22 protein-coding genes are annotated in these 23,586 nt (G+C 71.8%); 6 read left to right on the top strand and 16 right to left on the bottom strand.

Going from position 1 to position 23,586, the window contains the following annotated elements; all coding sequences use genetic code 11:
- The coding region (locus EAO75_RS20150) for a glycosyltransferase (RefSeq protein WP_147997989.1) at positions 1-822 on the bottom strand (822 nt) is incomplete at its 3' end.
- Between the two features lie 201 nt (positions 823-1,023).
- Here EAO75_RS20150 and EAO75_RS20145 point away from each other — a divergent pair.
- Positions 1,024-2,988 (top strand): ricin-type beta-trefoil lectin domain protein, encoded by a 1,965-nt coding sequence (locus tag EAO75_RS20145; RefSeq protein WP_147996465.1) that lies wholly within the window; start codon positions 1,024-1,026, stop codon positions 2,986-2,988.
- A gap of 7 nt (positions 2,989-2,995) precedes the next feature.
- Here EAO75_RS20145 and EAO75_RS20140 read toward each other — a convergent pair whose 3' ends face one another.
- Both EAO75_RS20140 and ctaD read right to left on the bottom strand, forming a co-directional pair.
- Positions 2,996-3,319, bottom strand: coding sequence for a hypothetical protein (locus EAO75_RS20140; RefSeq protein ID WP_147996464.1), 324 nt, complete (start codon positions 3,317-3,319; stop codon positions 2,996-2,998).
- Positions 3,316-4,935 carry a cytochrome c oxidase subunit I gene (ctaD, locus tag EAO75_RS20135; RefSeq protein WP_147996463.1) on the bottom strand — a complete coding sequence of 540 codons (1,620 nt, stop codon included), beginning with the start codon at positions 4,933-4,935 and terminating at the stop codon, positions 3,316-3,318. Before ctaD ends, EAO75_RS20140 begins: the two co-directional genes overlap by 4 nt.
- A 105-nt stretch (positions 4,936-5,040) precedes the next feature.
- Between ctaD and EAO75_RS20130 the strand changes: the two genes are divergently transcribed.
- Both EAO75_RS20130 and EAO75_RS20125 read left to right on the top strand, forming a co-directional pair.
- A complete protein-coding gene (locus EAO75_RS20130; RefSeq protein WP_147996462.1) occupies positions 5,041-5,574 on the top strand; it encodes an RNA polymerase sigma factor in 534 nt (177 codons plus the stop codon).
- Positions 5,567-6,556 (top strand): CU044_5270 family protein, encoded by a 990-nt coding sequence (locus tag EAO75_RS20125; protein WP_147996461.1) that lies wholly within the window; start codon positions 5,567-5,569, stop codon positions 6,554-6,556. The genes EAO75_RS20130 and EAO75_RS20125 overlap by 8 nt, the downstream gene beginning before the upstream one ends.
- A gap of 243 nt (positions 6,557-6,799) precedes the next feature.
- Here EAO75_RS20125 and EAO75_RS20115 read toward each other — a convergent pair whose 3' ends face one another.
- A complete protein-coding gene (locus EAO75_RS20115; protein ID WP_147996459.1) occupies positions 6,800-7,165 on the bottom strand; it encodes a nuclear transport factor 2 family protein in 366 nt (121 codons plus the stop codon).
- A gap of 171 nt (positions 7,166-7,336) precedes the next feature.
- Here EAO75_RS20115 and EAO75_RS20110 point away from each other — a divergent pair, with 171 nt between their 5' ends.
- Positions 7,337-7,645, top strand: coding sequence for a hypothetical protein (locus tag EAO75_RS20110; RefSeq protein ID WP_147996458.1), 309 nt, complete (start codon positions 7,337-7,339; stop codon positions 7,643-7,645).
- Between the two features lie 69 nt (positions 7,646-7,714).
- On the opposite strand, the gene EAO75_RS20105 is transcribed toward EAO75_RS20110, so the two are convergent.
- The 9 genes from EAO75_RS20105 to EAO75_RS20065 all read right to left on the bottom strand — a co-directional run bounded on the left by EAO75_RS20105 (position 7,715) and on the right by EAO75_RS20065 (position 18,789).
- A complete protein-coding gene (locus EAO75_RS20105; RefSeq protein WP_147996457.1) occupies positions 7,715-8,914 on the bottom strand; it encodes a type III PLP-dependent enzyme in 1,200 nt (399 codons plus the stop codon).
- A complete protein-coding gene (locus EAO75_RS20100) occupies positions 8,911-10,656 on the bottom strand; it encodes an IucA/IucC family protein (RefSeq protein ID WP_147996456.1) in 1,746 nt (581 codons plus the stop codon). Before EAO75_RS20100 ends, EAO75_RS20105 begins: the two co-directional genes overlap by 4 nt.
- Positions 10,656-11,846 (bottom strand): MFS transporter, encoded by a 1,191-nt coding sequence (locus EAO75_RS20095; protein WP_147996455.1) that lies wholly within the window; start codon positions 11,844-11,846, stop codon positions 10,656-10,658. The genes EAO75_RS20100 and EAO75_RS20095 overlap by 1 nt, the downstream gene beginning before the upstream one ends.
- Positions 11,843-13,534: an IucA/IucC family protein gene (locus EAO75_RS20090; RefSeq protein ID WP_147996454.1), complete on the bottom strand. Its 1,692-nt coding sequence runs from the start codon at positions 13,532-13,534 to the stop codon at positions 11,843-11,845. The genes EAO75_RS20095 and EAO75_RS20090 overlap by 4 nt, the downstream gene beginning before the upstream one ends.
- Positions 13,531-14,706, bottom strand: coding sequence for an acetyl-CoA carboxylase biotin carboxylase subunit family protein (locus EAO75_RS20085; protein ID WP_147996453.1), 1,176 nt, complete (start codon positions 14,704-14,706; stop codon positions 13,531-13,533). Before EAO75_RS20085 ends, EAO75_RS20090 begins: the two co-directional genes overlap by 4 nt.
- A 107-nt stretch (positions 14,707-14,813) precedes the next feature.
- Entirely contained in the window at positions 14,814-15,833 is a 1,020-nt protein-coding gene (locus EAO75_RS20080) for an ABC transporter substrate-binding protein (protein ID WP_147996452.1), read from the bottom strand.
- Positions 15,834-15,860: 27 nt separating this feature from the next.
- Complete coding sequence (locus EAO75_RS20075) at positions 15,861-16,676, bottom strand: ABC transporter ATP-binding protein (RefSeq protein WP_147997988.1); 816 nt, start codon at positions 16,674-16,676, stop codon at positions 15,861-15,863.
- 71 nt (positions 16,677-16,747) lie between these two features.
- Positions 16,748-17,800, bottom strand: a complete 1,053-nt coding sequence (locus EAO75_RS20070) for a FecCD family ABC transporter permease (RefSeq protein ID WP_147996451.1) — start codon at positions 17,798-17,800, stop codon at positions 16,748-16,750.
- Positions 17,797-18,789 (bottom strand): FecCD family ABC transporter permease, encoded by a 993-nt coding sequence (locus EAO75_RS20065; RefSeq protein WP_147997987.1) that lies wholly within the window; start codon positions 18,787-18,789, stop codon positions 17,797-17,799. Before EAO75_RS20065 ends, EAO75_RS20070 begins: the two co-directional genes overlap by 4 nt.
- Before the next feature lie 206 nt (positions 18,790-18,995).
- Between EAO75_RS20065 and EAO75_RS20060 the strand changes: the two genes are divergently transcribed.
- Positions 18,996-19,841, top strand: coding sequence for a (2Fe-2S)-binding protein (locus EAO75_RS20060; protein WP_147996450.1), 846 nt, complete (start codon positions 18,996-18,998; stop codon positions 19,839-19,841).
- A 183-nt stretch (positions 19,842-20,024) separates the two neighbouring features.
- Here the strand turns inward: EAO75_RS20060 and EAO75_RS20050 are convergent, their stop codons facing one another.
- Both EAO75_RS20050 and EAO75_RS20045 read right to left on the bottom strand, forming a co-directional pair.
- A complete protein-coding gene (locus EAO75_RS20050) occupies positions 20,025-21,776 on the bottom strand; it encodes an ABC transporter ATP-binding protein (RefSeq protein ID WP_147996448.1) in 1,752 nt (583 codons plus the stop codon).
- A gap of 102 nt (positions 21,777-21,878) precedes the next feature.
- Entirely contained in the window at positions 21,879-22,457 is a 579-nt protein-coding gene (locus EAO75_RS20045; protein ID WP_147996447.1) for a rhodanese-like domain-containing protein, read from the bottom strand.
- Positions 22,458-22,519: 62 nt separating this feature from the next.
- Here EAO75_RS20045 and EAO75_RS20040 point away from each other — a divergent pair, with 62 nt between their 5' ends.
- Complete coding sequence (locus EAO75_RS20040; RefSeq protein WP_147996446.1) at positions 22,520-22,807, top strand: metal-sensitive transcriptional regulator; 288 nt, start codon at positions 22,520-22,522, stop codon at positions 22,805-22,807.
- 18 nt (positions 22,808-22,825) lie between these two features.
- Here the strand turns inward: EAO75_RS20040 and EAO75_RS20035 are convergent, their stop codons facing one another.
- Positions 22,826-23,515 (bottom strand): sulfite exporter TauE/SafE family protein, encoded by a 690-nt coding sequence (locus tag EAO75_RS20035; RefSeq protein ID WP_147996445.1) that lies wholly within the window; start codon positions 23,513-23,515, stop codon positions 22,826-22,828.
- Positions 23,516-23,586: the final 71 nt, after the last annotated feature.

Raw genomic sequence — 23,586 nt, 5'->3', positions numbered from 1 at the left:
GACGATGCCCCGCAGCCCGCCACGCCGCAGCGCCTGGACGGTGAGCTCGCTCAGCCGCTCGCCGTGACCGGCCGCCATGCTGCCGAACCCGACGAAGACCGGCGCCGGGCCCGCGTCGAGGAAGTCCTGCAGCTCGAGAGGGAGCCGGGATTCACCGTCGTACGGCCACCAGTACCCCGTCACGCTCAGGTGCGGGCCCCAGTCGTGCGGCCGGGGCACCACCAGCGGGCTGAAGCCGCACAGCACGGTGCCGGTCGGCTCGCCGCGGGTCTTGTTGCGGGGCAGGCCGAGTCTTGCGCGGGCGTCGGGGACGGCCGCCGAGAAGACCCGCTCGATGGCCAGGTTCACTCCATGTCCGGCGACCCGGTTTCCGAGGCCGCCCCAGGAGCCGCTTCCGAGCATCGGCGGTGCGAACTCGCGGGTGGGGGCGAGCGGTTGGAGCGCGAGTTCGATGCTGGGCAGGGACAGGCCCTCGGCGATGGCGTGCCCCAGTGGTGCGGTGGAGGCCGCCAGGAGCAGGACGTCGCTCGACCGGGCGGCGGCGAGCATGTCGTCCGTCATGGTCCCGGCCAGGCTCCGCGCCATCCCCACGACGCGCACGAGCTTGCCCACGCCGGACCCGCTGCGGTGCAGACCGCGCCCGCGCGCGGACTCCAGCTCGGCCCGCGGATCCAGCGGCAGGGGGTGGAACCGTACGCCCGACTCCGCGACCAGCCGCTCGAAGCAGCCGTGCGTCACCAGGGTCACCTCGTGTCCGGCTCGGGACAGGGCGTGCCCCAGTCCGGTGTAGGGGGCCACATCGCCCCGCGAGCCCGCCGTCATGATGGCTACGCGCACCCCGCCAGTATGGCGGCGCCGCCCGAATCGAGCGCCAACCATCCGCGCCAAGGGGCTACTTCAGGTCTGTCCCATCCGTTGACTTCCCCCTCTCCTGGCTCTACTTTCGGCGCCACACGTTCGGTTATCCGAATCGCATTCGAAATCTCGAACATTCTGAGCCGCCTTCCCCGCATGAGGAGCCGCATGAACCCCCCGCCTCGCGTCAGCCTCGTCCGCCGCTGCAGAACCCTCGTCACCCGCGCCCTCGTCCTGGTACTGGCAGCGACGGCCGCCCTGCTGTTCGCCGGCCCCGCACCGGCCCAGGCGGCGACGACCGCCCGCCAGATACCGGTTCCCGCCGCGCCCATGGGCTGGGCCTCCTGGAACGCGTTCGCCGCGAAGGTCGACTTCAACGTCATCAAGAAGCAGGTCGACGCGTTCGTGGCGGCAGGTATGCCGCAGGCCGGCTACGAGTACATCAACATCGACGAGGGCTGGTGGCAGGGCACCCGTGACGGCGCGGGCAACATCACCGTCGACGAGGCGGAGTGGCCCGGCGGCATGAAGGCCATCGCCGACTACATCCACAGCAAGGGCCTCAAGGCAGGCATCTACACCGACGCGGGCAAGGACGGCTGCGGCTACTACTTCCCGACCGGCCGCCCGGCCGCGCCCGGTTCGGGCAGCGAGGGGCACTACGGGCAGGACATGCTCCAGTTCTCGCGCTGGGGCTTCGACTTCGTGAAGGTCGACTGGTGCGGCGGCGACGCCGAGGGCCTCGACCCCAAGGCGACCTATCAGGCGATCAGCGACGCCGTGGCCACGGCGACCGCCACCACCGGCCGCCCGCTCGCGCTGTCCCTGTGCAACTGGGGCTACGACAACCCCTGGAACTGGGCCCCGGGCATGGGCCCGATGTGGCGGACCAACACGGACATCTTCTTCCACGGCGGCACCCCGTCGTACAGCAACGTCCTGACCGCCTTCGACCGCAACATCCACCCCACCGCCCAGCACACCGGCTCCTACAACGACCCCGACATGATGGTCGTCGGCATGACGGGCCTCACCGCCGCCCAGAACCGCTCCCACATGAACCTGTGGGCGATCTCCGGCGCCCCGATGCTCGCCGGCCTCGACCTCACCACCCTCACCGGCGAGACGACGAGCATCCTCACCAACCCCGAGGTCATCGCCGTCGACCAGGACCCGCGCGGCCTCCAGGGCATCGAGGTCGCCGAGGACACCACCGGTCTCCAGGTGTACGGCAAGGTCCTGACCGGCAGCGGCAACCGTGCCGTCGTCCTGCTCAACCGCACGTCGACCACGCAGAACATGACCGTCCGCTGGTCCGACCTCGGCCTGACGAACGCCTCCGCGACCGTCCGCGACCTGTGGGCCCGGCAGAACGTCGCCACCACCGGCACGAGCTACACCACCAGCGTCCCCGCGGGCGGTTCCGTGATGCTCACCGTCACCGGCGGAACCGAGCAGTCCGCGAGCACCTACAACGGCACGTCGAGCTTCTCCGGCGTGGTCGCCGGGAGCGCCGGCCTGAAGACGGTCGAGGTCTCCTACACCAACACCGCGTCCACGGCCCGCACGGCCACGCTCACCGTCAACGGGCAGACCCCGACGAAGGTCTCCTTCCCGCCGACCGGGTCCAGCGCCGGCAACGTCTCCGTCAACGTCTCCCTCGCCAAGGGCAACGCCAACACGATCGCCTTCTCCGGCGCCCCGACCCTCGAAGGCATCGTCGTCCGGCCGCTGCCCGGCAGGAACGGCACGCTGATCACCGGCACCGGGTCCGGCCGCTGCGTGGACATCGACGACAACACCATCGCGAACGGCACCGACGCCCAGCTGTGGGACTGCAACGGCGGCCAGAACCAGGTGTGGCAGTACCACAGCACCCGTAAGGAGCTGGTGGTCTACGGCAACAAGTGCCTCGACGCCTACAACCTCGGCACCACCAACGGCACCCGTGTCGTCATCTGGGACTGCAACGGCCAGAACAACCAGAAGTGGAACCTGGGCAGCGACGGCACCCTCACCAACGTCAACGCCGGGCTCTGCCTGGACGCGTACGGCGCGGCCACGGCCGGCGGCACGAAGCTGGTGCTCTGGACCTGCAACGGCCAGGACAACCAGAAGTGGACGGTGAGCTAGCGCGGGCCTAGACGAGGCACACGACCAGGACCCCGAAAGCCAGGGCGCAGGCCAGCAGCCAGCCGGCCAGCAGCCGGCGCCGCAGATCGCGGTAGGTCGCCTCGTACTCGTCCCGCAGTCTCCCGGCACGCTCCGCCGTGTGCTGCCAGGAGACGCGGGCGAGTGCGAGGTACTCCGCCTCGAACCGCCGCTCCACCTCGCCCCGCTGGGCATCCGTCAGCCAGTGCAGCGGCGCGCTGAAACGCGCGGCGGCCGTACGGCCTTCCTCGCGGGTCGCGGCCAGCAGCAGATGCCCTTCGATGTCGTTGAGGAATTCGTCGGTGACGCTCACAGAGTGGTCAACTCCTTCTCCCGCGCCGGGGCGTGATGCAGATCGAACGCGGGGGATTCGGACCGGATCCGCGGCAGAGTGAGGAAGTTGTGCCGCGGGGGCGGGCAGGAAGTCGCCCACTCCAGCGAGCGGCCGTAGCCCCACGGGTCGTCGGACTCGACCTTCTTTCCGTACTTCGCGGTCTTCCAGATGTTGTAGAAGAACGGCAGGAGCGACGCGCCGAGCACGAACGAGAAGACGGTCGACAGGCTGTTCAGCGTCGTCAGCCCTTCCACTGCCAGATAGTCGGGAATGCGGCGCTGCATTCCGTTCACGCCCAGCCAGTGCTGGACCAGGAAGGTGCCGTGGAAGCCGATGAACAGCGTCCAGAAGGTCATCTTGCCCAGCCGCTCGTCGAGCATCTTGCCGGTCATCTTCGGCCACCAGAAGTGGAAGCCGGCGAACATCGCGAAGACGACGGTGCCGAAGACGACGTAGTGGAAGTGCGCCACCACGAAGTACGAGTCGGACACCTGGAAGTCGAGCGGGGGCGAGGCCAGGATGACGCCGGTCAGACCACCGAAGACGAAGGTGATCAGGAACCCGGTTGCCCAGAGCATCGGTGTCTCGAAGGACAACGAGCCCTTCCACATCGTTCCGATCCAGTTGAAGAACTTCACGCCGGTCGGGACGGCGATGAGGAACGTCATGAAGGAGAAGAACGGCAGCAGCACACCGCCGGTGACGTACATGTGGTGCGCCCACACCGTCACGGACAGACCCGCGATGGCGATGGTCGCCGCGATCAGACCCATGTAGCCGAACATCGGCTTGCGGGAGAAGACCGGGATGACCTCACTGATGATGCCGAAGAACGGCAACGCGATGATGTACACCTCTGGATGCCCGAAGAACCAGAACAAGTGTTGCCATAGCAACGCTCCGCCGTTCGCGGCATCGAAGACATGCGCGCCGAACTTGCGGTCCGCCTCCAGCGCGAAGAGCGCCGCCGCGAGGACGGGGAAGGCGAGCAGGACCAGGACAGCCGTCAGCAGCACGTTCCACACGAAGATCGGCATGCGGAACATGGTCATGCCGGGAGCGCGCATGCAGATGATCGTGGTGATGAAGTTGACCGAGCCGAGGATGGTGCCGAAGCCGGAGAAGGCCAGACCCATGATCCACATGTCGGCGCCGATGCCCGGGCTGCGGACCGCGTCCGACAGCGGGGAGTAGGCGAACCAGCCGAAGTCGGCCGCGCCGTCCGGGGTGAGGAAACCGCCCACCGCGATGAGCGAGCCGAACAGGTACAGCCAGTAGGCGAACATGTTCAGCCGCGGGAACGCCACGTCCGGCGCGCCGATCTGCAGCGGCATGATCCAGTTCGCGAAACCGGCGAACAGCGGCGTCGCGAACATCAGCAGCATGATCGTGCCGTGCATCGTGAACGCCTGGTTGAACTGCTCGTTCGACACGATCTGCAGACCGGGCCGGGCCAGCTCGGCGCGCATCAACAGCGCCATCACACCACCGATGCAGAAAAAGGCGAACGACGTGACCAAGTAGAGCGTGCCGATGGTCTTGTGATCCGTGGTGGTCAGCCACTGGACGGCCTTGAAGTCTCTGATCCTCTTCACGCCCCGCCTGTGTCCGCACCCCACCCGCACGTCACACTCGACTGACGCGACGAGCATCACGGAAGAGGGTGTGACGATCCGGCCGGTGCCGGACACGAACGGAACATGAGCAACGACGAGATCTTCGCCGCTGCCTATCGCGAGCACTACTGGGCGGTCAGCCGCTATGTCGCGCGGCGACTGGACGGGCGCACGAGTGAGGTCGAGGAAGTGGTCGCGGAGGTGTTCACCGTGGCGTGGCGCCGCCGGACCGACCTCCCGGCCACGCCGCTGCCCTGGCTGTACGGCGTGGCACGCAACTGCCTGGCGAACGCGGTACGCGGCTACGGACGCCGGCGGCGGTTGGTGGACCGGATGGGCAACGACGACGCCGCGCACGGCCGGCACATCGTGGACAGCCCCGACGCGGAAACGCCCGGCGCCTGGGTGCACGAGGCGCTGGCCCGGCTGTCCCCGGCCGACCAGGAGGTGCTGCGCCTGACGGTGTGGGAGGAGCTGGGCGTCGAGGAACTCGCCGTGGCCCTCGGCTGCGGCAGTCGGGCCGCGTCGATGCGGCTGCACCGCGCCCGCCGTCGGCTCAGAGCCGAGATCGACCGTACGTGCCCAGCGACCGTGTCCAAGGAACGAAGCCATGGCTGACGAACTCGAACTGCTGCGCCGAGCCAACCCGGTACCGGTCGACGGCCCGCACTACGGCGACGGCCCGCTGGATCACACCGCCGAACGCCACCTCGACCGGCTGCTGCACGAACGGCCCGCCGCGCCGCGCCCTCGCACCCGGCTGGCATGGGGCCTCGCGGCCACGGCCGTGGTCACCGCGCTGGTGTCGGCACTGTTGCTCACCGGCCAGACCACCGCCCCCGCGGTCGCCGCACCCCGCCCACTGGTGGTGCAGGCCGACTCCACGCCCGTGCCCATGGCGCGGCTGGCCGAGCGTGCCGAGCAGGCTTCGTCGGCGGGCTCGCCGGCGCTGCGCAAAGGTACGCATGTGCAGTCGTGGAGCCTGGCCATGAGCGACCAGGACCCGCCGATCACCCTCCCGCAGGAGACGATCGTGCGCTGGAACGACGACGACAGCCACACGGAGCTCGTCGTGGCGACCGACCCGCGCCACCCCGGCCGCCCGGTCCTCACCGACGAGGGCGACGAGCCGCGCCTGGTCGACGACGGCCACGTCCTCAGCAGGCGGACCTACCCTCCGAGTTGGAGCGACGCCCCGCCCGAGTCCCCGCCGCCGCACGACGCCGCGGCGCTGCACGACTACCTGGAGGAAGCCGAGCGCGCCTTCCTGGCGGACCACTCGCAGCCGCTCTCCACCGCAGAACTCCTCGACGCCACCAGGACCCTGCTCGACCACTGGACCCTCGGCGCCCGCGAGTCGGCCGCGCTGGCCCGTCTGCTGGCCGATGCCGAGGGACTGCGGCCCGTCGGTCAGATCACGGACCGGCTGGGCCGGCGCGGTCAGGCGTACGTGTATGACGGTGAGGACAGCCGCCGCATGCTGATCATGGACCCCGCCGACGGCGCCGTCCTGGGGTTGGAGCAGACCTTCACGCGGGACGACCCCCGGTTCGGCGTGAAGGCCTCGGACGTGATGACGTACAGCGCCTGGATGCGCTGACCGGCCCGTGGGCTCACCTGTGCCGGGAGCGTCGGACGTGCAGCGCGCGGTGTGCCGGAGGCAGCCGGCGAGGCGGCTGTGCCCGCAGCGCCCTGCGCGCGAGCACGGCGGACACCAGCCGGCCCGCCGCGGCGACCGGCAGCGACCTGCGAGGCCGGACCGGATGCGTCCGGCCCGCCGTCGCGCCTGCCCGGAAGGTCCAGGTCAGCCTGGCCGAGACCTGGACCTTCGGCCACGTCCTGCCTACTCGTCCCATGCCTCGATGATGATCTGCTGGGAGATCTTTCCGTCGCGCAGCGTGATCATCGACTCGGACATCACGCGGACGCCGTCCGCGTACTCGCAGGACTCGCTGTAGGCCGCGCGGTCGCCCTGGATCACACATCCCTCGAGCTTGTGCGTCATGTCGCGGCTGTACACGTCGGTGAGCATGGCTTCGATCTGGTTGCGGCCGCTGAGCACCTGCGGGTGGCTCGGCTGCGCGTTGCGGTTCACGACGCGGATCTCCGCGTCGTCCGTGTAGAGCGAAAGAAGCGTGGCAGGGCTCTGTCCTTCCACGGCCTGGCGCAGTGTGTCGGTGTCGAACGCGGGGGTTGCGGCGGTGCCCATGGTGAACCTCCTCCGAGACCCGCGGCATGACGAGGGGCGGCCGCGAGGGCCTCACCTCTGAGAGTCCTCCGCACCGCCGGGCTCGGCAAGCGCTGCCGATGCGCTGGGCCTGACGGGTGAGGAGCGCGGGCCGGCCGTGTCCGGGAGTGCGCCGCCGGCGTTGCTCTGGGCATGATCTCAACACGACGTATCGCCACCGCCGTTGGTCTCGCAGCCGGCCTCACCGGCCTCGCCGCACCGCTGGCGAACGCGGCGCCGGTGGACCCCCCGAAAGCCGGCATGCTCAACCCCGTGACCACGCTCGACTCCCTCGCCGCGACCGGCGTGCCCGCCGACAAGAGGGCGAAGATGCCCCGGCCCTCCGAGCAGCTGGCCAGGCTCGACCAGCTCAAGGAGCTGAGCCGGGCGCAGCGGCCGCAGCAGGCCAAGGCTCTCGACACCCCGGTCACCAGGATGCTCCCCGGCGCCCTCGAGGTCTGAGGCCCCGCCTGCACAAGGGCCGCCCGATGTCCGGGCGGCCCTTGGCATGTGCCGAGAGTGACACGCCGTCTACCCAGCGCTGTCCAGGAAGTGGAAGCCGGGCCTCGGGTGCATCAGGAACTCGTGGTGGGAGATGTTCCACGCATACGCCCCCGCCAGCGCGAACGCCACCCGGTCCCCGGCCCGCAGCCCGGCCGCCGGCACCCGGCGCGCCAGCACGTCCTTCGGAGTGCACAGCTGTCCCGCCAGGGTGATCCGCTCACTCTCGGCGGCCGGCCGCGGCCACGGGTGCGCCCAGGCGTCGACCGGCAGGACGGAACACGGCTGGTCGTGCCCCTTGGTCGCCGGGGTCCGCAGATGGTGCGTGCCGCCGCGGACGACGGCGAACTCCTCACCGTGGCTCCGCTTCACGTCCAGCACCTCGGTGGCGTACCAGCCGCAGTACGCCGTGAGCGCGCGGCCCGGCTCGATGCGCAGGGTCAGCTCCGGGTGCCGCTCGGTCAGCCGGGCGAGCCCGTTGCCGTAGGCAGCCCAGTCGAAGCGCCGCTCCGGGTCGCCGTAGTCGACGTGCATGCCGCCGCCGACGTTCACCTCGCCGAGCGGGACCCCGAGCCCCGTCGCCCACGAGACGACGGACTCGGCCACCGCGAGCTGATCCGCGGCCTCCAGCCCGCTCGCCAGGTGGGCGTGGACGCCCCGCAGTTCGAGCTGCGGGTAGGAGCCGTCGGCCAGCTGCCGGATCACCGGCTCGGCCCGCGCGGGGTCCATGCCGAACGGGGTCGGCCGGCCGCCCATCGTGAGCGAACTGCCCGCCAGCGACCCGTCGGCCACCGGCAGGTTGACGCGCGGCAAGACCGCCACCCGCCGCCTCGGCGCCACCCGCCGCGCCAGCTCGGCCAGCATCCGCAGCTCGTACTCGCTCTCGACGTGAAAGCGCTCGACCCCCTCCTCCAGCGCGGCGGTCACCTCGTCCGGCGTCTTGCCCGGACCGCCGAAGGCGAGCGGACGTCCCGGTACGGCCTTGGCGACATGGGCGAGTTCGCCGCCCGAGGAGACTTCGTAGCCGTCCACGTACGGGCCGATCGCGGTGAGGATCTCCGGCTCCGGGTTGGCCTTGGCGGCGTAGTACAGCTCGACCCGCTCGGGGAGGGCGTCCCGCACGGTGGCGGCGTGGACGCGCAGGGCGCCCAAGTCGTAGACATAGGAAGGGAGTTCGGCCGAGGGAAGCGACTGGATGCGGTCGTGGACCGCGGGCGTGGGGTGTGTCATCGGGTGCCACTCCCGGTCGTGTCGCGCAGGATGTCCTCGGCCAGTGGGGACGGGAGCCGGACGTAGCCCGCCTCCCGGTCGGCCTTGCGCTCCCAGCGGGTGAGGAGGTTGGCCTTGGCGGGAAGGGGCACCCCGGCGAGGAGGGCGGCCAGCCGGGGCGGGCAGCCGTGGTCGCCGGCGTACACCCGGAGCGTGTCGCGCACCCGGGCCCACAGTGCCCCTTCAGCCTGCGGGTGCAGGTCGGCGAGGGCGGCGAGCAGTTCGGCGACGTGGTTGACCAGCAGGCAGTAGACGACGCGGTCCCAGCCGCGCTGGGCGTCGTACGTCATGGGCCCCGCCACCTCCGGGGGCAGCGCGCCGAGGGTGTCCTCGTGGTGGTCCGGGACCAGCTTGGTGCCCTCCAGGTCGCGGAAGAGGACCTGGGCGGGCCGGCCGTCGCCGTCGACGCAGATCAGCACGTTCTGCAGGTGCGGCTCCAGGACCAGGCCGTGGTCGAAGTAGGCGGACAGGACCGGCGGGAGGAGGAGGTCGAGGTACGTCGACCACCAGTCGAGAGCCGTGCGCTCGTCCGCTCCGGCGAGAAGACGGGAGATGTGCGCGGCACCGGTCGGGTACTCGTCGGCGACGGCGGCCGCGAGCAGGGCGGTGGTGCCCGGGGCGAGCCGGTTCGCCAAGCCCTCGCGCACGATCACGCCGAACCCCTCCAGCAGAGCGCGGTCCGGTGTGCCGTCGGGACCGGGCAGGGCCAGCGTGCGGTAGGCGGGCTCGCGGAGCATGTCGCTGCCGGGGAAGCGTTCGGCCAGGTCGGCGAACGACGGGGCCAGGGCGCGGGTGAGGGCGACGGCGCCGGACAGCTCGTAACTGCTGTTCTTACGCAGGCAGTTGGTGATCCGCACGTTCAGGCTGAACTTCAGGAACGTCTCCCCGTCGTACAGCGTGCGCACGGACGCGGTGGCGGCGAACGGCCGTCCGCCAGGGCCCAGGTCGAGGACGTCGCCGCGCTCCAGGGCGGCGCGCAGCAGCGGGTGCTCGCGGAGCGTCTCGAACTGCCAGGGGTGGGCGGGCAGCAGCCGGTAGCCGTCCGGGACGTCCGCGCGCTGTGCGTCGAGCGGGTCGACGGCCGACGGTTCGCAGGTCTCTTCGGCGATCAGATGCGTGCGCACGGCGAGGTGCCGCAGCGGGAAGGAGGCGCCGACCTCGGGGGCGTAGGCGGACCAGGCCCGCGGGTCGCCGGTGCGGGCCTTCGGGGTGGGGTGGAAGCGGTGGCCGAAGAGGAGGGACTGTTCGGAGGCGAGGTAGGCGCGGCCCCGGTCGTCCGTGGCGTGGGCCGGGCGCGGGTCGGCGAGTGCCGATGCGACGGCCCGGTGGCTGGAGGCGATCTGTTCCAGGAACTCCTCGTTGCGCACACCCGTCCGCAGCCACAGCTCGTCATGGGTGTACTCGGCCAGGCGGCGCCAGTCCACCTCGGTCCATTCGCCGCCCTGCTGCTCGCTCACCGGGCCGGTGAACCGGTGCGCGCCGAGCAGTGACGTACGGCGCAGGGCGACGCGCAGCAGGACGCCCCGGCGGGGCAGCCGCAGCAGCAGACGGCCGCCGGTGACGACGCTCTGGCGCTCGGGGCCGGAGACTTCGCGCAGCAGGCAGTTGAGAAGGGTGTGGGCCACGACCACGTCGGCGGCGGGCAGGCCGGCGGCGACGGGGGCAGCGCCCTGCTCGGGGAGCGTGTCGGTCAGGGAGGGCATCAGCGGCTCCAGCGGGTGCGCAGGTGCAGGGTGGGGAGGAGAGCGGCCGTGACGGAGGCGGCGGCGCCGCCGATCAGCACGGGTGCGGCCGGTCCGAAGCGGGCACTGCCCGCCGCCGCGGCCACGCCGGCGGCGACCGCGCCGGCCTTGGAGAAGAACTCCAGCGAACCGAACAGTCCGCCGGGCGCCCGGCCCCTGGCGCAGTCGGCGGCCAGCACCGACAGACACACCAGCCCGAGCGTGAGCCCGGTGCCCAGCAGCAGCCGTACGGTGATCAGCGCGGCCAGGGAGCCGGCGACCCCGTGTCCGGCGAGCCCGAGCGCGACGCAGCCGAAGCCGAGCGCGAGCCCGCTCCTCGGGCGGTGCCGGAACACGGAGTGCATGGGCAGCGCCGCGATCAGGTAGCACAGGTGGGGCAGGGCGAACAGGACGCCGGACAGCGCCGGGGAGGTCCCCGGGAGCCGGTCGTCGACGAGGGCGATCAGATAGGGAAAGGAGATGACGGTGGAGAACACGAAGGCGAACTCCAGGACGTAGAGAGTCTTCAGGGAGACGATCTGGGGCTCGGCGTCGACCGCCTCGGGTATTCGCGCGGGCTCCTGGACGCGCTCCGGTTCGGGCAGCGCCGCCAGCAGCAGCGCCGCCGTCAGCGGCAGCACGGCGAGCAGGGCGTACTGCCGGTGCGGGGACAGCCAGCCCGACAGCGAGCCGACCACGATCGGCGCGGCGACCAGCGCGGCCCGGGCGCTGCCCTGCATCAGCGTGAGCGCCTTCGACAGGGCCGGCCCTTGAAGGGCCGCGCCCAGATAGCCGTTGGACGCGGCGAAGGTGCCGCCCAGGATGCCCTGGAGGACCAGGGCCACCGTGAAGGTCGCCAGCGAGTCCGCCCAGCCCGCGAGCAGGAAGGACACCGCGAGCCCCAACTGGGCGCGCAGCAGCAGCCGTTTGCGGCCGTAGCGGTCGGCGAGCCGGCCCCACAGCGGGGCGCCGAGCGCGCCGAACACCGTCGGCACGACATAGAGCACCCCGGCCCAGCGGGCGCCGCGGTCGCCCAGCTCCGGCAGGATCTCGGTGAAGTACGGCGGCAGCCCCAGCGCGGCGAACGACGCCACGAAGTAGCAGCCGGCCACCGCCTGCATCTGCCCCCGCCCGAACGCCGGCCGCGGCATCCGCAGGGCTCCGGCGCTCATGCCGAACCCCCGGACGGCAGAAGGTAGTTGGGCCCGCTGGTGTAGTGCTTGTTGATGTCCGCCGCGCCCGACCGCTCCTTCGACAACAGGGTCCCGGCCGTCACCATGGCCTTCACGGGAAGTTCCGGCGCGCCCAGGACACGAGCGCGCAGGACGTCGGCCGCGTCGCCGCCGAGCCGGTCGACGGCCTCCGTCAGCCGGTCCCGTACGAGACCGAGCAGCGCACGGCGATGCCGCGGCAGGCCGAACGCGTACGCTCCCGCGCACAGATGCACGGTGATCGTGGTGAACAGGTCGGCGACCGGCCCGTCGTCCGTACCGAGGATCCGTGCGTCGTCGAAGTCCCACGGCCCCGGGAGTACGCCGTCCAGGCGCGTGGTGTTGACGCGCGGGCCGTCGTTGTCCTTGAACAGCAGCTGCAGGCTGCCCCGCCGCAGCACCAGGGAGACGTTCTGCTGGTGCGACTCCAGGGCGATGCCGTGGCCGAACAGCGTGGTCTGCCAGTCGAACAGCAGGGTGAGGGCCGCGTCCAGGAGGGCGAGCGGGTCGCCGCCGTAGAAGCGGTCGGCGAGCTCGTCGATCACCGGACGTCCGTCGGGGGCCTGCGCGAGGAGAGCCGCCATCGGCACCACCACGGCATCGTCCAGGCCGGCCGGGTAGCGGCGGCACAGCACGGCGAGCAACTCGTGCCCGGCGTGGGCGTAGGTCGTCTCGTCGGCATGCAGGATCACGTCCCGGAAGCGCGGTTCACGGTCGATCACCGCCTCCACCAGCCGCTGCCCGACCGCACCGTCGACGAGCGTGCCCGGCTTGACGGTCCGCTTGTTGCGCAGGCCCAACGTGGCGGTGGCGAGGGGGAGTTTGAGATGCACGGACGGATCGCCGACCGTCGCCACGGTCCGCATGGACAGCGTCGGCACGACGTCCAGGTGAGCGCGCTCGGCGAGCACAGCACCGTCCGGGAGATCGGCGGCCCGCAGGGCGTCGACGGTGAGCGGATGCACGGGCAGCATCACCAGGGTGCCGTGCGGGTCCGGCACCCCGAGACTCCCGGGCGTCGGCCAGAACTCCGGCAACCCGCCCGACGAGGTGACGGCGTCCCGGGGTACGGCGATCCAGCGCAGGGCGAAGCGCGGCTGGAACTCCGGTGCGTAGGCCCGCAGTTGCTCCTCGTCGAGCCCCGAGCGGCCGCGTGCCGTCGGATAGACGGGATGGTCGAGTCGGGCGGCGAGCGTGTCGTACGCCAGGCTGCCACCGAGGCCCGTCCCGGTTCTCAGCCGCTGCATGACCTCGGCCCGCGTAGCGGCGTGCAGTCGCATCGTCGCCAGCGTCTGACGGCACTCCTCGGCGAAGGCGTCGAAGCCGCCCCGGTCCTCGGGCTCGGCGAGCGCACGCAGCGCGGCGAGCACGGAGTGGCACGACGACAGTTCGGCATCGTCCGACTCGCGCACGAGAAGCGGCAGGCGGGCGGCGTACGCGCACTGGTAGCCGTCCTCGGTGACGGGCAGCAGGAGGGCGTCGTCCCGCGCGGGGAGCCGTAGCCAGCGCCCGCCGCGCCGCTCCACCGGCGTGCTGAGGCTGCGGAGCCCGACCACGTCCTCGCGCAGGAGGGCGCTGAGCACGCGCGTGAGCAGCTCCGCCTCGCAGGTGTCTGCCGAGGTGATCGCCGCGCTGGTCGTCGCGGTCACGGCTGGATCTCCCAGCGCCGCCCGGCCAGGAAGTCCGCCACCGCCCGGTCCACCGCCGGCAGGTCGGTGCCGGTGGCGCGCAGCACGCCGAGATAGTCGCGGTTGGTGCGGTACAGCTCGTGCCGCTCGCCGACCGCGCGCAGCGGACGGTACGTCAGATGTACGCCTTCGACGTCCAGTTCGGTGGCGGCGGGAGCGTCGACGAGGGTGCCCGCGCGGTCGGCGCACGGGTACTCCAGGCGGGCGGCGCCGTCCCGGCGGGCGCCGAGGTCGGCCGGCAGAGGCTCGCCGAGGTGGGTGCGCAGGATGTGTTCGAAGAGCGGGATCCGCAGCAGCCCGGCCAGCAGCAGGTCGCACTGGTCGCCGATGGCACGGTAGTTGACCTCGATGATCCGCGCCCGCCCCGCGTGCACCACGAACTCGGTGTGGCAGGCTCCGAACCCGACTCCCAGAGCGTCCAGTTGCTCCAGGACCTGTGCGACGACCGGCTCGGGGTGGGCGGGCACGAAGGTGAGGCGTTCCTCGATGAAGTACGGCGGCGGCGACAGCTCGGTGTGGAAGCCGCCCAGGACATGGCGGACGTGCCCGTCGCTGAGGGTCTCCAGGGTGAACAGGTCGCCGGGAAGGTACTCCTCGACGACCAGGACCGCGCCCGGACGGCGGTCCAGGATCTCCTTGGTGTGCGCCTGAAGTTCCTCCGGGCCGTCGACGAGGACGACGTCCTCGCTGGCCACGCCCTCGCGGGGCTTGAGCACACACGGGTACGGCGCGTCGCCGGGCGCGACCGGTTCGGTCAGCTCGGCCGACCACACGGTGTCCACGGCGGCCGCGGCGAGCCGGCGGCGCATCTCGGCCTTGTCCTTGCAGCGCAGGGTGGCCCGCCAGTCCTTGCCGGGAAGGCCGAAGTAGGCGGCGGCCAGGGCGGCCTGAGTCTGGAGGTGGTCGCTGTTGGTGAAGACGGCGGCAGGCCCGTGATGGGTCGAGATACGGGTGATCACGGCCCGGAAGTCACGGACGTCGCAGTCCAGGACCTCGATGTCCGGGTAGGTGCGGCGGTGTGCGTCGGGCTGGTCGGTGAGGACGGTGACGTCGAGGCCGAGCCGGGCCGCGGCGGGCAGGAAACCCTCGGTGACGGCGTCGGTCGGGTTGAGGGCGAGCAGGTACAGGCGCATGGCGAGGAACGACTTCCGCTAGCAGGTGGGGGGTTGGGGGCGGGCCCGGGCCATGAGCCGGCTGCCGGGCCGGTACGGCACGGCCCGCCCCGAAAGGTCAGCGGCGGTTACTTCGCGGGGAGCTCCACGCCGGTGGCCTTCGCCACGTCCTTGAGCATCTCCTCGGCGGCCTGGACGCCGATGCCGGACATCCACGTCTCGTCCGGCACCTCGAAGACATGGCCGTCCTGCACGGCCGGGAGGTCCTTCCAGACGGGGTTGGAGACGACCTGCTGCTTCTGGGTCTTGTCCTCCGCGTCGGCCGCGGTGACGAAGATCAGGTCGGCGTCCGCCTGGTCGATCTGCTCAGGGCTGACGTCCTTCATCGTGACCTCCGGGTCGTGGGAGATCTGCGACTTCGGGCGCTGGAAGCCGATGTCGTTCAGGACGACACCGCTGTAGGAGTTGGACTGGTAGAGGCGGGTGGGACCTGCGATGAAGCGGACCACGGACACGGTCGGCACAGTGCCGCCGTCCTTCTTCCCGATGGCCGTCCCGAGCGCCTCGGCCTGCGTCTCGTACTCCTTGAGCTTGGCCGTGGCCTCTTTCTCCAGGCCCAGCGCCTCGGCGTGGACCTTGAGGTTCTCCTTCCAGACACCGCCGGTGGTCTCGGTGAACACGGTCGGGGCGATCGCGCTGAGCTTGTCGTAGACCTTCTCGTGCCGGACCTTGGAGGACAGGATCAGATCGGGCTTGAGGGACGCGATCTTCTCCAGGTTCGGCTCCAGGAGCGGGCCGACGTCGACGGTGTCCTTCAACTCGCCGTCCAGGTAGGTCGGGAAGCCTCCGGAGGTCTTGAAGTGCGGGGCGACCGCGCCGACCGGGTCGATGCCGAGCAGGGTGACGTCGTCCAGCTCGCCGGTGTCGAGCACGACGACCCGTTCCGGCCGCGAGGGGATCTTGACGTCGCCCATCACGGTCTTCAGGGTGCGGGGGAAGGCGGAGCTGTCGCCGGCGGCCTTCGCCGTGTCGGTCTCCTTGGCGGAGTCCTCGCTGCCGCAGGCGGCCAGCACGGCCGTACCGAGTACGACGGCGAGCAGCACGGCGATCAGCCGGCCGATTCCGCGCAGGGGGGATCGCTTGAACATGGGGGTCCTTCTGTGAGTGGGGAGTGCTCAGGCGGTCGCGGCCGGACGGCGCACCGCGCTGCCTTTGGGGACGACCAGCGGGGTGCCGGTCTCCGGGTCGGGGATCACCCGGCAGTCCACGTCGAACACGGATCTGACGAGCTCCGCGTCGAGTACGTCGGCCGGGGCGCCGGCCGCGGCGAGGCGGCCGTCCTTGAGGACCACCATGTGGTCCGCGTAGCGGGCGGCCTGTGCGAGGTCGTGCAGCACCATCACCACGGTGCGGCCCGCCTCGGCGTGCAGGGCGGCGACCAGGTCGAGGACGTCGAGCTGGTGCCGCAGATCGAGGAAGGTGGTGGGCTCGTCGAGCAGGAGCAGCTCGGTGTCCTGGGCCAACGCCAGCGCGATCCAGGCGCGTTGCCGCTGACCGCCGGACAGCTGGTCGACCGGGTGGTCGCGCAGCGGTGCCGTGCCGGTGCGCTCCAGGGCCTCGTCCACCGCCCTCTGGTCGGCGGCGGACCAGGGGCTCAGCAGCCGCTGGTGCGGATACCGGCCGAGCCGCACCAGGGCCTCGACGGTGATCGCCTCCGGGGTGACCGGCTGCTGCGGCAGCAGACCCATGCGCAGGGCCAGCGCCCGCGCGGACATGCGGTGGATGTCGGCGCCGTCGAGCGTGACCGTCCCGGCGGCCGGGGCGAGCAGTCGGCTCAGGCCCCGCAACAGGGTCGACTTGCCGCAGGCGTTGGGGCCGACGATCGCGGTGACCGCGCCGCCGGGCAGCGTCAGATCGAGGCCGCCGACCACGGTCCGGTCGCCGTAGCGCAGGTCGAGGCCCTGGGTGGAGAGCTGGTTGGAGGTGGTCATGTGCGACTCCTGCGGACCGGTGGGGGGTTCGGTGGGTGCGCCGGAAATCCGGGGTTCCTCGCGTACGCCGGTCATCCGCGGCTCCTCTGCACGGGCGAGCTCTGACGGAGCATCAGCACCAGCAGCCAGGGCGCGCCGAGCGTGGCCGTGACCGCGCCGACGGGCAGTCCCTCGATCGGCAGCAGGTGCTGCACCACCAGGTCGGAGGCGAGCAGCAGCACCGCCCCCGTGAGTCCGGCCAGCGCCAGGGAGGCGGTGGTCGGCGGTCCGGTCACGAACCGCACGATGTGCGGCACGGCGAGTGCCACGAATGTCACGGGCCCGGCGAGAGCCGCCGCCAGGGAGGCCAATGCGACGGCGACCACGAGCAGTTGAAGCCGTGCCGAGGAGATCCGCAGGCCGAGCGCGCCCGCCGAGTCGTCGCCCAGGTCGAGCACGGCCAGCCGCCGGTGCATGACCAGTGCGGCGGCGAGGACGAGCAGCATGGCTCCGCCCGCTCCCCACACCTCGGTCCACGTCCGCCCGTACACCGAGCCGGTGGTCCACTGGAGCGCCGATCCGGCGAGCTCGGCCGGGAAGCGCACGATCATCAGGTTCACGGCGGCGGCGAGGCCCGCCTGCACGGCGAGCCCGGTGAGCACCAGTCGGGTGACCGCGAGCCCGGAGCCCCAGGCGAACACGCCCAGCAGCAGGGCCGCGAGCAGCCCGCCGCCCAGCGCCCCGACGGGGATCAGCGTCTGCGAGGCCCCGGCCGCGATCAAAGCGACCGCGCCCAGCGAAGCCCCGCCGGTCACGCCCATGACGTCGGGGGACGCCAGCGGATTGCGGAACAGCCGCTGCAGCACACAGCCCGCCGCGCCGAGTCCCGCACCGGCGACGATCGCCGCGACCGACCGCGGCGCCCGGAACTGCTGGACCACCAGCACATCCCCCGGATCGCCGAGCCCGACCAGCGCCCGCAGCGCCGTGCCGGCGGGCATCGGCATCTCACCCGTCGTCAGGCACACGGTGAGCAGCATGAAGAGCGCAGCAAGACCGGCCGTGGCGAACAGCAGGACACGGCGCCGGACCCGGGCACGGGACGTGGACTTCGTACGCACGTCGGAGACGACCGTGGCGCTCATCGGGCCACCCTCCGCGCGAGCAGCGCCAGCAGGGGTGCGCCCAGGAACGCGGTCACGATGCCGACCTCCAGCTCCGAGGGGCGGATCACCAACCGGCCGAGCACATCGGCCGCGAGCAGCAGCAAGGGGCCGGCGATCAGACAGCCGGGGACCAGCAGCCGGTGGTCGCCGCCGAGCAGGGGCCGTACGAGATGGGGTGCGGCGAGCCCGATGAAGGCGATCGGGCCGGCCACCGCGACCGCCGACCCCGCGAGCAGGACGACCGCGATGCCGCCCGCGAGCCTGATCCGGGCCACCGGAACACCGAGCGCCTGGGCGGAATCGTCGCCCAGGGCAAGGGCGTTGAGGGCGGGGGAGACGGCCAGCGCGACGACCAGGCCGAGCAGCAAGGTCGGCAGGACCGGCCACAGGACGTCGAGGGTGCGTCCGGAGAGGGAACCGGCGAGCCAGAAGCGGGCCTCGTCCAGGGTGCGCTGGTTCATCAGCATCACGGCCGACGTCCAGGACAGCAGCACGAGTTGGAGCACGGTGCCGCCAAGTGCCAGCCGTACGGCGTCGATGTCCCCGGCGCGGCGGGCCAGTGCCTGGGCGAACAGGGCGGCGCCGGCAGCGCCGGCGAACGCGAACCACACGTACTGGGCGGGGCTGTTGAGCCCCAGCGCGAAGATGGCGACGACGACCGCGAAACCCGCGCCCGCGTTGATGCCGAGTGTCGTCGGCGAGGCGAGCGGATTGCGGGTGATGCCCTGGGCGACGGCCCCGGCGACCCCGAGCGCGGCGCCGACGGCGAGCCCGATGACGGTTCTCGGCAGGCGCAGCCCGGTCACCACCAGGGCTTCGCGTCCGTGAGCGTTGCCGAACAGCGCGTCGGCCACCGTGCCCAGCGGCACGGAGCGGGCTCCGAGAGCGAGGCTCAGCGCGGCGCACAGGGCGAGGGCGGCGAGGCCGGTGAGGAAGAGCGGAATGTGCCTGAGGGCACGGAAGGGCACACCGATCGGTGCGCCCCGTTGGGTCGCGGTCACAAACGGTGAGCTTAGGTTAGGCTTGCTTTAGTTCTCAACTGCTGTGTAATCACTGTGACGTTCGCGATAGATGATCAATCGCTCTCGGCTCACCTGGCATTCTCTGCTTGATCGTCAGTGTAAGGTAAGCCTTACCTATCCGGCTTTCTTTGAAACTTCGCACAGGAGCGCCGATGCCCGCTGCCCCGACGACACCGTCCACCGGCGCCGTCGCGCGCACGCTCGGTGACGTCTATGCGCGGCTCACCGATCTCTGCGCCGTCCTGTCCGTACGGGTCGGCCGGCCCGGTGCCGAGGATGCCCGTGCGGGCGTGTCGGCGGCGGAGCTGGTGAAGGACGAAGCCGTCCTCGACGCCTTCGTGGCCGCCGAGGCGGCTCGAATTCACGATCGCTACGGGGTCGTGCCGCGTCACCACGTCGCCGCCTCGCGCGCCCTGCACGACTACGCCTGGTCGGTCTCGCTGCTGATGGGCGGGGCCTGGTACCTCGAACGCCGGGTGCCGCGGATCCGGCCCGAGGACCTGCGACTGGACCTGGCCACGGCCGAGTTCACGGTGCTGCCCGGGAGCGACCTGGCGTGCTTGGCCGACGACCCGGCCGCCATCCTGCCCGGCGTGCTGACGGTCCCTGATGAGGAGGCGCTGCGCGCGGAGTTGCGTACCGCAGTTGCCGATCACATGGGTCCGGTGCTGGACGCGATCGGGCCCGTCGCGCGCCGCGGCTCACGCGCCCTGTGGGGCATGGTTGCCGACGACCTGGTCTCCGGCATCTGGTACCTCGGCCGGATGCTGGGCCGCGAGGAGGACGCCGTACAGGCGGCCGGCGCACTGCTGCCGAAGAGCCTGACCCCCTACCCGGGCGGCGCCGATTTCCGGTACCTGACGACCGACGACGGGCACCGGCATCCGACACGCACCCGCAAGGGCTGCTGCATGTACTACACGATCCGCCCCGACGAGGCATGCGCCACCTGCCCCCGCACCTGCGACACGGAACGACTGCGCCGCCTCCAAGGCTGAACGGCCCAGCTGTAGCGCCGTCAAAGGGGCGCGCGGCTGTGTCGATGTGCGGCTCCGCCGCGATGGGAGTCCCCCTGTTCGAGCGAAGTCGAGAAACTTGGGGGCGCGACCAGCCACAACGCACCCGCAGACGCCGGACAACACAACCCGGCACTTCCCATCGCAGCCCAACCAGCGGAGCGCTCAGGCAGTCGCCAGGAACTGCGTCGCCGCCAACTCCGCATACAACGGGTCGGCCGCCACAAGTTCGCGATGCGTACCCACCGCCCGCACCTGCCCCGCGTCCATCACCACGATCCGGTCCGCCATCGTCACCGTCGACAGCCGATGCGCGACGACCAGCACCGTCGTCGTACGGGCGACATCGGCGACGGTGTCCCGCAGCGCCGCCTCGTTCACCGCGTCCAGCTGCGACGTGGCCTCGTCGAGGAGCAGCAGCCGCGGACGGCGCAGCAGGGCGCGGGCGATGGCGACACGCTGGCGCTCACCGCCGGACAGCTTGGTGCCGCGATGCCCGACGAGCGTCTCCAGACCGTCGGGCAGCTTCGCGACCAGGCCGTCGAGCCGGGTCGTCTTCAGCACGCGCGTCAGGGCGTCCTCGTCCGCGTCCGGGTTGCCGAGCAGCAGGTTGGTGCGCAGGGAGCCCGACAGCACCGGGGCGTCCTGCTCCACGTACCCGATCGCGGAACGCAGGTGAACCAGCTCCCAGTCCGCCAGGTCCCGCCCGTCCAGCGTGATGGTCCCGGCCTCGGGGTCGTAGAACCGCTCGATGAGCGAGAACACCGTGGTCTTGCCCGCGCCCGACGGGCCCACGAACGCCGTCATGCCCTGCGCGGGCACGGCGAAGGTCACCCCGTGGTGGACGTACGGCAGATCCTCGGCGTACCGGAAGCGCACGTCCTCGAAGGCCAGCGTGGCGGGCTCCGCCCCGGTGGCCGGCAACGGCGCGGGCAGGGCGGCCGGTTCGGCGGGCAGCCGCAGCGCCTCCTGGATCCTCGCGAGCGCCGCGGAACCCGTCTGGTACTGGGTGATCGCGCCGACGACCTCCTGGATCGGCGACATCAGATAGAAGACGTACAGCAGGAACGCGACCAGCGTGCCGATGTCGATGGCCCCGGTGGCCACCCGTGCCCCGCCGACCGCGAGCACCGTGATGAAGGCGATCTGCATCGCGAGCCCGGCCGTGTTGCCCGCCGCTGCCGACCACTTGGCGGCCCGTACGCTCTGCCGCCAGGACTCCTCGGCGGCCTCGTGCAGCGTCTGTTCCTCCCGGTGCTCGGCGCCGGACGCCTTGACCGTGCGCAGCGCGCCGAGGATCCGCTCCAGGGAGGCCCCCATCACGCCGACCGCGTCCTGCGCCTGCCGGCTGGCCTTGTTGATGCGCGGCACGATCACGCCGAGGATCGTGCCGGCGCCCAGGATCACCGCGAGCGTGACCGCGAGGAGCACCGGATCCACCAGGCCCATCATCACCACCGTCGCCACGAGGGTGAGCCCGCCCGTACCGAAACCCACGAGCGAGTCGGTCGTCACCTCGCGCAGCAGCGTGGTGTCCGAGGTGACCCGGGCCATGAGATCGCCCGGCTCGCTGCGGTCCACGGCGGTGATGCGCAGCCGCAGCAGATACGACGACAGGGCGCGCCGCGCGCCGAGCACCACCGACTCCGCCGTGCGCCGCAGCACGTACGAACCGAGCGCGCCCAGCGCCGCGTTGGCCACGACCAGCGCCGACATGATCATCAGCGCGCCGGTTATGGCGCGGTCGTGGGACAGGTCGTCGATCAGCTCCCGTGCGACGAGCGGCAGGAGCAGCCCGGTCGCGCCCGTGACCAGGGAGAGCACGGCGCCCGCGAGCAGGGCCCACCGGTGCGGGCGTACATAGCCCAGGAGCAGCCGCCAAGTGGGCGGGGTGGCTTGGGTCTCGGCGATGCTCACGGGGCTCCTCCGGAGTCGTACGGAGCATTCAGGCTACGTCGGCTCCCTCCCGCGGGGCCTGCCGGTTTCCCGCTACGGCACGCCCCGCCACGGCATGTGCGCCTACGCGCGCCGAGCCAGGGCGGCCAGGGTCGCGTCGAGGTCGGCGGGGCGCGGACGGTTGTGCGGCAGCTTCGAGAGCACCGCGGCCATGCCGCAGGTGTGGGTGAGCGCCGAGAAGACCAGGCCGCCCGCGATGCCGGCGCAGAGCAACTGCCAGGCCGGATGCAGGAGTCCGAGCGCCAGGCCGACCAGGACGATCGAGCCCGCCGTGAACCGCACCTGGCGCTCCATGGACCAGGTGCGGCGCGCACCGGACGCGGGACGGTCGAGTTCGTGCCCGCGCTCTGCCCAGCCCTGCGTGCCGCCGGTCAGCGTCGAGGCCGGGATGCCGTGCTCGGCGAGGCGCCGGCAGGCGTTCTCGGAGCGGGCCCCGGAGGCGCAGACGACCAGCAGCTCGCCGGAGCGCCGGCCGAGCGTGGGCAGGGCTCGGCCGAGCTGGTCCAGGGGGATGTTGAGGGCGCCGGGCAGATGTCCGGCGGCGTACTCACCGGGGGTGCGGACGTCGATGACCGTCAGGCCGGGCAGACGGGTGCGGGCCTCGTCGATGCCGAGGGTGCGCGGGTCGAGGGGCGAGGTCATGCGGAATGAGATCCTTTCGGGGAGGGGGTAAAATACCCCCAAGGGTATGTAGAGGAGTGATCGTGGAGCTTCAGTTCGAGGGCGATGACCTCAAGTCGGTGCTCAACCGGCTGCGCCGGGCGCAGGGGCAGATCTCCGGCGTGATCAGGATGATCGAGGAAGGCCGCGACTGCGAGGACGTGGTCACCCAGCTCGCCGCCGCCTCGCGTGCCCTGGACCGGGCCGGCTTCGCGATCATCGCGACCGGATTGCAGCAGTGCCTCACCGACGCCGAGGCGGGGCGCGCGGGCGGCGAGACGACGGAGCAGATGAAGGCCCGACTGGAGAAGCTCTTCCTGTCGCTGGCGTAGCCGGCGGCCGTGCGCGGGTCACAGGACGGCGTCCACCAGCATCAGCGCGGCCACCGCCAGCAGGGCGCAGGCGAAGATCTGCCGCAGCCTGTCGCCGGAGACCTTCGCGGCGAGGCGCTTGCCGTCCCACGCGCCGAGCACGGCCGCCGCCGCGAACGGGGCCACGGCGGTCCAGTCGATCCCCGCCTCCGTGCCGGTCCTCGCCACCAGGGCGACAGTTGAGTTGACGGTGATGACCAGCAGGCTGGTCCCCACGGCGGCCCGCATGCGCAGCCCGACGACGTTCACCAGCGCCGGTACGGCGAGAAAGCCGCCGCCCACCCCCAGCACGCCGGTCACCGCGCCGAGTCCGGCGCCTGCCCGGACCACCTGCCAGGACCGCACGGTCACGTCCTCGTCCCGTACGGTCGCCGACGGCCGCAGCATGCGCAGGGCGGCCAGAGCGGCGATCACCGCGAACGCCCCGGTGAGCAGCCCGGGTGGCAGCCACCCGGACACCACGCCGCCTGCCGCCGCCGGCACCAGCCCCGCCGCCGCGAACAACGCCCCGCCCCGCCAGTGCACGGTGCCCGCTCGGGCGTGCGCACCGAGCGCGGTGGCGGACGTGACACTGACCACGACCAGGCTCGCGGTGGCCGCGGCGGCCGGGCTGAAACCGAGCAGATAGATCAGCGCCGGCACCGCCAGCACACTGCCGCCCCCACCCAACGCCCCGAGCGCGACCCCGGTGGCGCCACCGGGGTCGCGCTCGGGGCGTTGGGTGGGGGCGGCAGTGTGCT

The organism is Streptomyces sp. UW30 (assembly GCF_008042075.1).
In the GTDB taxonomy this organism is placed as follows: Bacteria; Actinomycetota; Actinomycetes; order Streptomycetales; family Streptomycetaceae; genus Streptomyces.
The sequence above is the reverse complement of the archived record's forward strand: the minus strand, read 5'-3'. Positions and strand labels throughout refer to the sequence as shown.

What these genes read in the sequence shown, in the direction of transcription:
- EAO75_RS20145 (WP_147996465.1), top strand. Translation starts at nt 1,024, where the DNA reads ATGAACCCCCCGCCTCGCGTCAGCCTCGTCCGCCGCTGCAGAACCCTC.
- EAO75_RS20130 (WP_147996462.1), top strand. Translation starts at nt 5,041, where the DNA reads ATGAGCAACGACGAGATCTTCGCCGCTGCCTATCGCGAGCACTACTGG.
- EAO75_RS20125 (WP_147996461.1), top strand. Translation starts at nt 5,567, where the DNA reads ATGGCTGACGAACTCGAACTGCTGCGCCGAGCCAACCCGGTACCGGTC.
- EAO75_RS20115 (WP_147996459.1), bottom strand. Translation starts at nt 7,165, where the DNA reads ATGGGCACCGCCGCAACCCCCGCGTTCGACACCGACACACTGCGCCAG.
- EAO75_RS20110 (WP_147996458.1), top strand. Translation starts at nt 7,337, where the DNA reads ATGATCTCAACACGACGTATCGCCACCGCCGTTGGTCTCGCAGCCGGC.
- EAO75_RS20105 (WP_147996457.1), bottom strand. Translation starts at nt 8,914, where the DNA reads ATGACACACCCCACGCCCGCGGTCCACGACCGCATCCAGTCGCTTCCC.
- EAO75_RS20100 (WP_147996456.1), bottom strand. Translation starts at nt 10,656, where the DNA reads ATGCCCTCCCTGACCGACACGCTCCCCGAGCAGGGCGCTGCCCCCGTC.
- EAO75_RS20095 (WP_147996455.1), bottom strand. Translation starts at nt 11,846, where the DNA reads ATGAGCGCCGGAGCCCTGCGGATGCCGCGGCCGGCGTTCGGGCGGGGG.
- EAO75_RS20085 (WP_147996453.1), bottom strand. Translation starts at nt 14,706, where the DNA reads ATGCGCCTGTACCTGCTCGCCCTCAACCCGACCGACGCCGTCACCGAG.
- EAO75_RS20080 (WP_147996452.1), bottom strand. Translation starts at nt 15,833, where the DNA reads ATGTTCAAGCGATCCCCCCTGCGCGGAATCGGCCGGCTGATCGCCGTG.
- EAO75_RS20075 (WP_147997988.1), bottom strand. Translation starts at nt 16,676, where the DNA reads ATGACCACCTCCAACCAGCTCTCCACCCAGGGCCTCGACCTGCGCTAC.
- EAO75_RS20070 (WP_147996451.1), bottom strand. Translation starts at nt 17,800, where the DNA reads ATGAGCGCCACGGTCGTCTCCGACGTGCGTACGAAGTCCACGTCCCGT.
- EAO75_RS20060 (WP_147996450.1), top strand. Translation starts at nt 18,996, where the DNA reads ATGCCCGCTGCCCCGACGACACCGTCCACCGGCGCCGTCGCGCGCACG.
- EAO75_RS20045 (WP_147996447.1), bottom strand. Translation starts at nt 22,457, where the DNA reads ATGACCTCGCCCCTCGACCCGCGCACCCTCGGCATCGACGAGGCCCGC.